This is a genomic window from Metabacillus fastidiosus NBRC 101226, from assembly GCF_001591625.1.
Classification (GTDB): domain Bacteria; phylum Bacillota; class Bacilli; order Bacillales; family Bacillaceae; genus Metabacillus; species Metabacillus fastidiosus.
Window position 1 is genome coordinate 16,854 of sequence record NZ_BCVG01000050.1, and the last position, 11,018, is coordinate 27,871.

Genomic DNA, 11,018 nt, shown 5'->3' on the forward strand with positions numbered 1-11,018 from the left:
ACTATTTATTCAGAAATAACAAATGTTTTCTTAAATCCTTCGATTGCTGCTTTAAGATCTTCGTCTTTTGGAAGTTCGCCAGTAGTACGGATGCCATCAAGTAAATCTTTATGATTGCCATCTAAGTATGCATGGAACTCTTCTTCAAAACGAGTGATATCTGCAACCGGAATATCATCTAGGAAACCACGTGTTAACGCATATAAAATAGCAACTTGTTTATCAACAGTAAGCGGTTTGTTTAAACCTTGCTTTAATACTTCAACAGTACGAGCACCACGGTCTAATTTCGCTTTTGTTGCTTTATCAAGGTCTGAACCAAATTGAGCAAATGATTCTAATTCACGGTATGAAGCAAGGTCAAGGCGAAGTGTACCTGCTACCTTCTTCATCGCTTTAATTTGGGCAGCACCACCAACACGTGATACAGAAAGACCTGCGTTAATCGCTGGACGTACACCAGAGAAGAATAAATCTGATTGTAAGAAGATTTGTCCGTCTGTAATTGAAATAACGTTTGTTGGAATATATGCTGATACGTCACCAGCTTGTGTTTCAATGAATGGCAGAGCTGTTAATGAGCCTGCACCTTTTGCATCACTTAATTTTGCAGCACGCTCTAGTAAACGTGAGTGCAAGTAGAATACGTCACCAGGGTATGCTTCACGGCCTGGAGGACGACGAAGTAATAATGAAAGCTCACGATATGCCGCAGCTTGTTTTGATAAGTCATCATATACGATAAGTACATGTTTGCCATTGTACATAAATTCTTCACCCATTGTTACCCCAGCATATGGAGCTAAGAACAACATTGGAGCTGGCTGTGATGCAGAAGCTGTTACAACGATTGTGTAATCTAATGCACCGTTTTTACGTAGAGTTTCAACAACTCCACGAACAGTTGATTCTTTTTGACCAATAGCAACGTAAATACAAATCATATTTTCGTCTTTTTGGTTAAGAATTGTATCGATTGCAACAGTTGTTTTACCTGTTTGACGGTCACCGATAATTAACTCACGTTGACCACGTCCGATTGGAACAAGTGCGTCAATCGCTTTAATACCTGTTTGTAATGGCTCATGAACAGACTTACGATCCATTACACCTGGTGCTGGACTTTCAATCGGTCTTGTTTTTGTTGTTTCGATTGGACCAAGACCATCTACTGGTTGTCCAAGCGAGTTTACAACACGTCCGATTAATGCTTCACCAACAGGAACTTCCATAATACGTCCTGTACGGCGAACCTCATCACCCTCACGAATATCTGTATACGGTCCTAAAATAATAATACCTACGTTATTCTCTTCAAGGTTCTGAGCCATACCCATAACACCGTTAGAGAATTCTACAAGTTCTCCAGCCATGACATTGTCAAGACCATGAGCGCGAGCGATACCATCCCCAACTTGGATAACAGTACCAACATCACTAACTTGAATATCTGACTGATAGTTTTCGATTTGCTGTTTTATCAGCGCACTAATTTCTTCAGCTCTAATGCTCATGAGTTTCACCCCTATCTACGATCTATTTGCGACTAATTGTCGCTCTAAACGTTCAAGCTTACCACTGACACTTCCATCATAGATGCGATTTCCGATGCGGATGTTAATCCCACCTATTAAGTCTTTGTCAATTACATTTTGCAAACGTAAAGTCGATTTTCCAATCTTCTTCGCGAATGCTGAAGATAATGCAGAAAGTTCAGATTCCTTTAAAGGTTTTACTGAATATACAACTGCATCTTCTGTTCCGCGCTCTTCATTTGCATATTTCACGAAATTATCTGCAATATCCGAAACAGTATTAATACGATGACGGTCTACAAGCAATAAAAGCGTATTTAATACGTTTTGTGAAAGACTTGCAAAAGCATCTTTTAAAATTGTTTTTTTACTATTAATACTTACTTTAGGATGATTTAAAACTGTTAAAAGTTCTTTATTGCTAGAAAATACTTCTTTTACAACTAATAATTCATGTTCTAACTGATCAATCGCTTTATTGTCTTTTGCAATATGAAAAAGGGCTAACGCATAACGCTTTGCAGCAATTTCTCTACTCATCGACCTTCGCCTACCTCACTGATGTAGTCGTTGATCAGCTTCTCTTGTTCTTTTTCATTCAGCTCTTTTTCAATTACTTTAGACGCAATAAGTACTGATAATGAAGCTACTTGCTCACGTAATGCAGCAACAGCTTTCTCTTTTTCTTGTGCAATTTCTTTAAGAGCAGACTCTTTTACACGTTCTGCTTCTGCACGTGCAGCTTGAATAATATCTTCTTTCTGCTGTTCACCAAGCTTTTTCGCACCTTCCACAAGACTTTGTGAATCTAAGCGAGCTTGTTTTAATAGTTCTTGTTGTTCTTCAACAAGTTTCTTTACTTCCTGATGCTTCTCTTCGGCAGCATTTATCTCATTAGCGATATGATCCTCACGCTGTTTCATAACGTTCATAACAGGACCTAACGCAAACTTTTTCAATAGTGCAAGAAGGATTAAGAAGATAAGGAGTTGGGCTAGAATATCGCCCCCGTTAATACTTAATCCAAGTACAAAAGTTGACATAGCTTAGTTTCACTCCCTTCAAAAACCCTATATAGGGAAATAAAAATACATATCTCTAAAAAATCAATTTTAAGTCATAAAGCAATGGCGAAGGTTCTAAATTGAGTGATCTTCGCCATGTCGAATCATATTTAAAATATGGAATTATTGACCCATTACGATGAATGCGATAACTACCGCGATGATAGGAATCGCCTCAACTAATGCAACCCCGATAAACATTGTTGTTTGTAATACTCCACGAGCCTCAGGCTGACGTGCGATCCCCTCTACTGTACGAGATACGATAAGACCATTACCAATACCAGCACCTAGTGCCGCTAAACCAATTGCAATTGCAGCTGCTAATAAACCCATTGTTAAATTTCCTCCTTTAATATTGTATAATATAGGTTACTATTGACTTGTCCAAAAAAATTTGAACGGATATATTGATTAATGTTCTTGGCTCACTTTATGTGCCAAATACACCATCGTTAACATAGTGAAAATAAATGCCTGGATAAGGCCTACGAAAATACTGAAGCCTTGCCATGCCATCATTGTTGGAATCGCAGCGATTGTGCCTATAATACCGCTTCCGATACCATCAGCATAACCGTTTACTGCTAAACCAGCTAATAAGCCGAGCAAAATTTCCCCAGCAAAAATGTTCCCATAAAGACGAAGACCGAGCGTTAATGTGTTCGCAAACTCTTCTATAATCTTTAAAGGGAATAAGAAAGGCAGCGGTCTGAAAAATTCTTTCGTGTATTCGCCTAACCCTTTCATCTTAATTCCATAATAATGCGATAATGCCACAACCATAACAGCTAGTGTTAATGTAATTGTCGGATCAGCTGTTGGTGATTTCCACCATAACTGATGATCAACACTAATCGCAAACGGAAGACCTAAAAGGTTGGATACTGCAATGTACAACAGTAATGTTATTCCAAGCGCTAAGAAACGACCGCCTGTCTTCCAATCCATCGTACTTCCAATAATATTTCTTATAAAATCAACAAGGAATTCTATAAAATTTTGTCTGCCTTTGGGCTTCATTTGTAAATTACGACTTGCAATAAATACGATGAGGAAAACGATAGTACTAGCAATCAGCATCATTAAAACGTTAGATAGATTAAAGTCTAAAAAGTCTAAACCTAAAAAATCATGCAATATTGGTGCTTCGTGTCCCAATGAACTCACCTCTCTTCCAAGCTACATCCTAAAATATCGAATAGCATAATCTATCATAATGACGATATATATTGTCATTAATCCCAAAATGGCACTGACTAAATGAAAGTAATCCGGAAACTTCATGCAAATAAGCACAACTAAACCAGCTGATGCCATTCTTGAAGCTGTACCTAAAGATTTTACTTTCCTTCCTTGTTCCATGGACTTATCAAAATGATCGTGTTTTCGCACCATCACCCACAAATTATAAAGGCTAACGGCTGTTCCTAATATTAATCCCAAAAAGACAGACTGATATTCCGTAAAACCCCAACCTAATACATATACAGCAAGCAAAAAAAATATGAATTTACGATAACGGTGAAACATCAGATGTATATCCAACATAAAGTGTCTAGTCTCCTGAGAAAAAGTGGTGGACTAACCTTAGCATGGCATAAACTCCAAGAGCTAATCCTAGCAGAAGGCCTACGATCAAAAACAGCGGAGTCGTATGAAAAAAACGATCTAACCATCTTCCTGTAAAAACCCCTATTAAAGTAGAGCCTACTAACTGTGAAAGAATAGCTGACATAAGTCCCATAGCCTGTAGTGGATGTCTTTGTTTTTGTCGCATTCTATAAATCCTCGCAACTTGATTTATATGAAAATTCAGAGGTGAAAAATAGAATAAAAACATTGGTGAAAACCTTACCATTATGCCCTTGTTTAGAATACAATAGTAGGTAGACCATGTCAATCCGTTTCCAGTCAAAATACGTATGTACAATAGGGTTTTCTCACAGAATGTTCACATTTTCACACTGTTCATAAATTCAACATAATTAATTATTTACAAGGTGAAATATTTAGTTCTATTCTATCTTCCCGATTCCCTTTTTTCACAAAAACTATCGCTTTGTAATCTCTTATTTCAAACGGAAGATTCTCCTCTTTCACTGTTTCTTCAAATAACCCTCTTGGAACATCTCTTTTCCAATCTAGAAATCCAATAAAACGAAGGGTATCCGGGTCATATAAAGCGATCCCCATTTCCTCTGCACCGCCTGGCAAATATAATTGATACTTATATGTTTTCGGTTCATCTCCTAAGGCGAACTCAAATCCCATAATACGTGGATAATCCGGTTCATCTATTACAAATAAATACGGAAGGCTGACTTTTTCACCGTTTTTCAGAACATGTAACCACCCCTGATGTAACCCTGGCTTCATAAATTTTGGAGTGACATCTAAAACAACTTCCACCTCTTTTTTTGATCGAGGGGGCACAATGACACGACTCGGTAAATTCCATTGGATACCTGTTTCATTTTTCGGTATTTCAAAATCAAAGATAACACTTTTAATCGATAAGTTCTCTAAGATCAACATTTGTCTTTTAACTGCACGAGGTTCTGTTAACTCATATTTCCCGAACGATAAAGACCCGGGATAAACTAATGTTTCGGATTTAATCGCTTTTACAACATCTATTCTCCCAGCGCCTTGCGAAATTGGTTCCACTGTTTCATGTTCATCATTTAATAACAGCGTTGCTGTATTCATTAATGATGCTTTCACCTGTTCAGGATTCCATGTAGGATGTGCCTGCTTAATTAATGCTGCTGCGCCGGCTACATGTGGTGCAGCCATGCTCGTTCCTTGTAACACCATATATCCATCAGGAACCGTACTGTTAATCGCAACACCTGGCGCGACAACATCCGGTTTTATTTCCCATGTATTAGTAACAGGACCCCTTGAACTAAATTCAGCCATTCTATCTTTCTCTTCTTTATAAACTGTTCTAATTAACGCATTTTTTGATAAGATTCTTTTCAGTTTTTCACCATTCTCCTTTGAAATAGACACAACCGGAATATTCACATCCATCTCTAAGGAACCAGAGAAATCTCCTTTAATATTATTATAAATAATAACCCCTTTAGCACCATTGTTCATCGCATTTAAAACCTTTTCAGCAAATGAAATCTTCCCTCTTTTTATAAGTGCAATTTTATTTTTTACTGAATCCGAGAAGTCTTTCTTTTCTCCCAGTCCAACATACTTAATCTGTTCACTTTTCGTAAAATTCCAAATCGCTGCTCCCTGAATAGGATTAACAGAAATTTCATCTTTTAATCCGAAAAATTTAAAATACGGCACTTTAAGAGGGGGTGTAGAGGCACCTACTGAAATAGCTTTGGAAGAAGTGCCAGGTGAACCTACAGACCAGACATTTGGACCTGAATTGCCGCTTGATGTAACAGCGACGATCCCTTTTTCAACCGCTTTATCTAAAGCCAGACTAGTCGGCCAATCCGGACCGTTGACGCGATTTCCCAATGATAAATTTAAAATATCAACTTTATCTTTCATTGCCTTTTCAATCGCAGCGATTACTTGATCTGATGTGCCAATTCCACCTGATCCTAACGCTCTATATGCAATAATTTCTGCTTCAGGAGCAATTCCTCTTAATTTACCATTTGCCCCAATTATCCCGGCTACATGTGTACCGTGGATTGTCTTTAGTCCTTCTGCCGCTCGAGATTCCATCGGGTCTTTATCATCATCAATTAAATCATAGCCGCCTGAATAGCTTCGTTTAAGATCAGGATGATCATAGTCGATACCTGTATCAATAACTGCTACCTTTACACCCTTTCCAGTTAAACGACGATTATTATGATCAAAAAAACCTCTTACCTCATCCCCGCCAATAAACGGGACGCTTTCATTAATTTGCAGGGCATACGATACGACTGGACTCACATGAATAACAGCTGGATCCTTTATTAGTAAATCTATGTTCCTCGCTTTCCCTTCTATTGAAAGCCCGGAGAATGCTTCCTCATATATTTGATTTATTTTCACACTTTGATCTAAACGAATCTTTTTATGAAAAGATTTAAATTGATCTTCTCTCACAATAACAATGATCTTTTCATTTTTTTCCATATCCTTACTTGGTAAAGAAGGAACTTGCGGATAAACTTCTCCAAAGCAAACAGAAGGATTTATAAAACATAGAAGAAATATGACAATTAATGTACATTTCATACCCATACGGCTCCACCTCATGTATAGTTTGCTCAATCAGGTGGAAACAAATACAAAAAAGGGCAGCTTCCAAAATAGCTTTCGGAAGCTGCCCCTGCTTATTTATCCCGTCCTTAACAGGCAGTAAAATACATACTAAATTCGCCACTTCCTGTGGCAACGTATGTGTGACCCGCATCCTGCGGACATCGACTAACAACCATCAGTGTGAGATGAAAAAATCCCTACTGATAGAGGGTTTCACTTTATTTCGTTCCAAACAGACGGTCACCAGCATCACCAAGTCCAGGCACAATATAACCGTGATCATTTAATTTTTCATCAAGTGCCGCAATATAAATATCAACATCAGGATGATTCTTTTTCACTTCTTCTACACCTTCAGGAGCAGCAATTAAACACATAAATTTAATATGTTTCGCACCGCGTTTCTTTAAGCTGTTAATCGCTTCAACAGCAGAACCACCAGTTGCAAGCATTGGGTCAACGACGATGAAATCACGTTCCTCAACGTCTGACGGAAGCTTTACATAATACTCTACGGGCGTTAATGTTTCCGGATCGCGATATAAACCGATATGTCCGACTTTTGCCGCAGGAATAAGCTTTAAAATACCTTCAACCATACCGATTCCAGCACGTAAAATTGGAATAATACCTAATTTCTTTCCTGATAAAACTTTAGATTTAGCCATGCAAACCGGAGTTTCTACTTCTACTTCTTTTAAAGGAAGATCTCTCGTAATTTCAAACGCCATCAATGTTGCAACTTCATCAACCAGTTCACGAAATTCTTTCGTTCCTGTGCTTTTATCACGAATGTATGTAAGTTTATGCTGAATTAACGGATGATCAAAAACGTATACTTTGCCCATTTAGCCCATCTCCTTTTTTTTACACTGCTATTGATTGTACAGAAAAAAAAGACCAGTTTCAAGCTTGAAATAAGAACTTTTAAGTTTTCTAAATATACAAAAAAAGCAGACTATTTTCCAATAGTCTGCTCATCATTTTTATAGATTACGATATAATGGGAATCTGCTTGTTAATGCTTCAACACGCCCAGCTGCTTCAGCTAACTTTGCTTCATCTTCGTGGTTTTTAAGTGCAAATGAAATAATACTTGCAATTTCATCCATTTCTTCTGCGCCAAAGCCGCGGCTCGTTACAGCAGCAGTACCGATACGGATACCACTTGTTACGAATGGGCTTTCAGGGTCAAATGGAATTGCATTTTTATTAACAGTAACACCAATTTCATCAAGTACATGCTCCGCCACTTTACCAGTTAAACCAAGTGAACGAACATCCACTAGAAGAAGGTGATTATCAGTACCTTTTGATACAAGGTTAAGTCCTTCTTTTTGAAGACCTTCTGCAAGACGTTTTGCATTATTAATAATGTTTTGTGCGTATTCTTTAAAGCTGTCTTGTAATGTTTCACCGAATGAAACAGCTTTAGCCGCAATAACATGCATAAGCGGTCCACCTTGAAGTCCAGGGAAGATTGTTTTATCAACTTTCTTCGCGAATTCCTCTTTACAAAGGATCATACCGCCACGTGGACCACGAAGTGTTTTATGTGTTGTAGTCGTTACGAAATGTGCATGAGGCACTGGGTTTGGATGAAGACCTGCTGCAACTAAACCAGCGATATGCGCCATATCAACCATGAAGTAAGCACCTACTTCGTCAGCGATTTCTCTAAATTTTGCGAAATCGATTTGACGAGGGTATGCACTTGCACCAGCAACAATTAATTTCGGCTTATGTTCAAGTGCTTTTTGACGTACATCTTCGTAATTAATTAAATGAGTTTCTTCATCAACACCGTACTCAATGAAATTATAAAGAATACCACTGAAGTTAACAGGGCTTCCGTGTGTTAAATGTCCCCCGTGAGATAAGTTCATTCCTAAAACAGTATCACCAGGCTCTAAAATTGTAAAATATACACCCATGTTTGCTTGTGCACCAGAATGCGGTTGTACGTTAGCATGCTCTGCACCAAAGATTTCTTTTGCACGATCTCTTGCAATATCCTCTACAACGTCAACATGCTCACAGCCACCATAATAACGACGACCTGGGTAACCTTCAGCATATTTATTCGTTAATACTGATCCTTGTGCTTCCATAACAGCTTCACTAACGAAGTTTTCAGATGCAATTAATTCAATTTTTGCTTCTTGACGTTTACGCTCGTCTTGAATTGCTTCAAAAACTTTTATGTCTTGATTTGGCAAGTGTTTCATCTATTTCTCCCCCTAATTGGTTTACTTTTAAATTTACTGTCACTTTCTATTACATAATTCATATTGTACACGGTTTTGTCTCTAATTGTAAAAGATTTTATAAAGAAAATGATAAATATTTATCTTTTTTAACTAAAATACGAATATTATTAATAATAAATCATGTTAACATTCGCAAAATAACCTTAACTGATTTTTTTATTATACAAGAAAAAAAGAAAAAATCAACTCTATCTCACTACCAAAAAAGAACATCCAATGCCTTCCGCCCTTGGATGTTCTAAGCTTCCTTAATGACAGGAATTGTTTTCTGCCGACTGCTCATAGACTGCTCGCGCCCCGCCAATGAGCTTCGGTCTCGTTTTCGCCATTGTTACATGGGCTTGTCCAACTTCTTTCCACTCACTTCTGATCGGAACGGCAACATGTTTTAAATGCATCCCAATAAATGTGTCGCCTATATCAATTCCAGCATCTGCTTTAACAAACTCAACGACGACAGGGGACTTCATTTGTTTGTAGGCATATGTCGCCATCGCTCCACCGGCCGTTCTTACTGGAATTACACTAACTTGTTCCAGCTGATATTGTTTAGCAACATCACTTTCTAGTACGAGTGCACGGTTTAAATGTTCGCAGCATTGAAAAACAAGATGAACAGCTGTTTTTTCTTGAAAACTCTGTAATTCCTCATAAATCATCTCTGCAACTTCTTCCGTTCCTGCCGTACCAATTTTCTTCCCAATTACTTCACTCGTACTGCATCCGATAACAACTAAATCTCCATCATTTACCTGATGTTCAAAAACATGAAGCAATCCATTCAACTGCTCTCTCCATTTATCAACAATTGCCATAAATGTTCATCAGCACCCTTTATTGATGTTATCTTCATACTCGGAAATTTTCCCGATACGCTTCGAATGACGTCCGCCTTCAAATTCTGTCGTTAACCATACTTTTGCAATTTCACGAGCAAGTCCTGGACCAATAACTCTTTCCCCCATTGCAAGTACGTTACTGTCATTATGTTCCCTCGTTGCTTTCGCACTAAATACATCATGAACTAATGCACAGCGGATTCCCTTTACTTTATTAGCCGAAATACTCATCCCAATACCAGTACCACATACTAAAATACCACGGTCTACTTCACCATTTGCTACCTTTTCGGCAACTGGAACAGCATAATCCGGATAGTCAACAGACGTTCCGCATTCACAACCTAAATCAATATATTCAATATTTAATTCTTCCATTAAACTTTTTAATTCTTCCCGAATATTTACTCCACCATGATCTGACGAAATTGCAACTTTCAAATGAAAAACCTCCTTGTGTATTATGTTCATTATATTACGACATATAGAAAAGGAAAAATCATTTTACTTAGACTTTATTTTTTCAAGTAATTGTTTGACAAGATCTTCTAAATCATCTCTTGTCAAGCGGTACATTTCTAAACTGCCTCCGAACGGATCAAGAATATCGCCGCCATTATACCCGACATATTCAGGCAATGTGTATGTTTTTCTCCCAGCATGCGGGAAGCTGTCAATAACAGATTGTTTATGAGAATTCGTCATTGTAAGAATAATAGAAGCCCATTCAATATGCTCTTCATTTAATAAAGCCGAACTGTGTTCGCAAGCAATTCCTTTCTCCACCAGCGCTTCTTTAGCAAATGTTGAAGCATCGCTGCCATCTGCCGCAAAAACCCCGGCTGACTGAACATTTAATTGATCAGAATTATTTAAATGCTTAAATAACGCAGCTGCCATCGGGCTTCGGCACGTATTCCCTGTACATACAAATAAAATATTTTCCACCCATAGCCCTCTCTTTCTATCCTTATATATCTCCATTATACTTCAATTAAGTGTATAATAAAAAAACTACTGCTTCATCAGGCTAAGCAGCAGTAAATATTTATCCCAGCCTTAACGGGCAGTAAG

General features: G+C 37.9%; 13 protein-coding genes. All 13 read right to left on the reverse strand.

Annotated features, from left to right (window positions below; translation table 11 throughout):
• Positions 1-5 precede the first annotated feature (5 nt).
• The 13 genes from atpA to BFA01S_RS12790 all read right to left on the reverse strand — a co-directional run bounded on the left by atpA (position 6) and on the right by BFA01S_RS12790 (position 10,928).
• Complete coding sequence (gene atpA / locus BFA01S_RS12730; protein WP_066230896.1) at positions 6-1,514, reverse strand: F0F1 ATP synthase subunit alpha; 1,509 nt, start codon at positions 1,512-1,514, stop codon at positions 6-8.
• 15 nt (positions 1,515-1,529) lie between these two features.
• Entirely contained in the window at positions 1,530-2,075 is a 546-nt protein-coding gene (locus tag BFA01S_RS12735) for a F0F1 ATP synthase subunit delta (protein ID WP_066230898.1), read from the reverse strand.
• The gene (gene atpF / locus BFA01S_RS12740; protein WP_066230899.1) at positions 2,072-2,578 is read right to left on the reverse strand and encodes a F0F1 ATP synthase subunit B; all 507 of its coding nucleotides are present in this window, start codon (positions 2,576-2,578) and stop codon (positions 2,072-2,074) included. The genes BFA01S_RS12735 and atpF overlap by 4 nt, the downstream gene beginning before the upstream one ends.
• A 144-nt stretch (positions 2,579-2,722) precedes the next feature.
• Positions 2,723-2,935 (reverse strand): F0F1 ATP synthase subunit C, encoded by a 213-nt coding sequence (gene atpE, locus BFA01S_RS12745; protein WP_066230901.1) that lies wholly within the window; start codon positions 2,933-2,935, stop codon positions 2,723-2,725.
• A 78-nt stretch (positions 2,936-3,013) separates the two neighbouring features.
• Complete coding sequence (gene atpB, locus BFA01S_RS12750) at positions 3,014-3,760, reverse strand: F0F1 ATP synthase subunit A (protein WP_066230907.1); 747 nt, start codon at positions 3,758-3,760, stop codon at positions 3,014-3,016.
• Positions 3,761-3,781: 21 nt separating this feature from the next.
• Positions 3,782-4,150, reverse strand: coding sequence for an ATP synthase subunit I (locus BFA01S_RS12755; RefSeq protein WP_066230910.1), 369 nt, complete (start codon positions 4,148-4,150; stop codon positions 3,782-3,784).
• A 7-nt stretch (positions 4,151-4,157) separates the two neighbouring features.
• On the reverse strand, positions 4,158-4,379 hold the full coding sequence (locus BFA01S_RS12760) for an AtpZ/AtpI family protein (protein ID WP_066230914.1): 222 nt from the start codon (positions 4,377-4,379) through the stop codon (positions 4,158-4,160).
• Between the two features lie 212 nt (positions 4,380-4,591).
• Positions 4,592-6,814 (reverse strand): S8 family serine peptidase, encoded by a 2,223-nt coding sequence (locus BFA01S_RS23280; RefSeq protein ID WP_305848777.1) that lies wholly within the window; start codon positions 6,812-6,814, stop codon positions 4,592-4,594.
• 239 nt (positions 6,815-7,053) lie between these two features.
• On the reverse strand, positions 7,054-7,683 hold the full coding sequence (upp, locus tag BFA01S_RS12770) for a uracil phosphoribosyltransferase (protein WP_066230919.1): 630 nt from the start codon (positions 7,681-7,683) through the stop codon (positions 7,054-7,056).
• A 138-nt stretch (positions 7,684-7,821) separates the two neighbouring features.
• Positions 7,822-9,063: a serine hydroxymethyltransferase gene (gene glyA / locus BFA01S_RS12775; RefSeq protein ID WP_066230924.1), complete on the reverse strand. Its 1,242-nt coding sequence runs from the start codon at positions 9,061-9,063 to the stop codon at positions 7,822-7,824.
• A 290-nt stretch (positions 9,064-9,353) separates the two neighbouring features.
• Positions 9,354-9,920 carry a TIGR01440 family protein gene (locus BFA01S_RS12780; protein WP_066230927.1) on the reverse strand — a complete coding sequence of 189 codons (567 nt, stop codon included), beginning with the start codon at positions 9,918-9,920 and terminating at the stop codon, positions 9,354-9,356.
• Positions 9,921-9,929: 9 nt separating this feature from the next.
• A complete protein-coding gene (rpiB, locus tag BFA01S_RS12785; protein ID WP_066230930.1) occupies positions 9,930-10,385 on the reverse strand; it encodes a ribose 5-phosphate isomerase B in 456 nt (151 codons plus the stop codon).
• Positions 10,386-10,448: 63 nt separating this feature from the next.
• The gene (locus BFA01S_RS12790) at positions 10,449-10,928 is read right to left on the reverse strand and encodes a low molecular weight protein arginine phosphatase (protein ID WP_066230932.1); all 480 of its coding nucleotides are present in this window, start codon (positions 10,926-10,928) and stop codon (positions 10,449-10,451) included.
• Between the last annotated feature and the right edge of the window lie 90 nt (positions 10,929-11,018).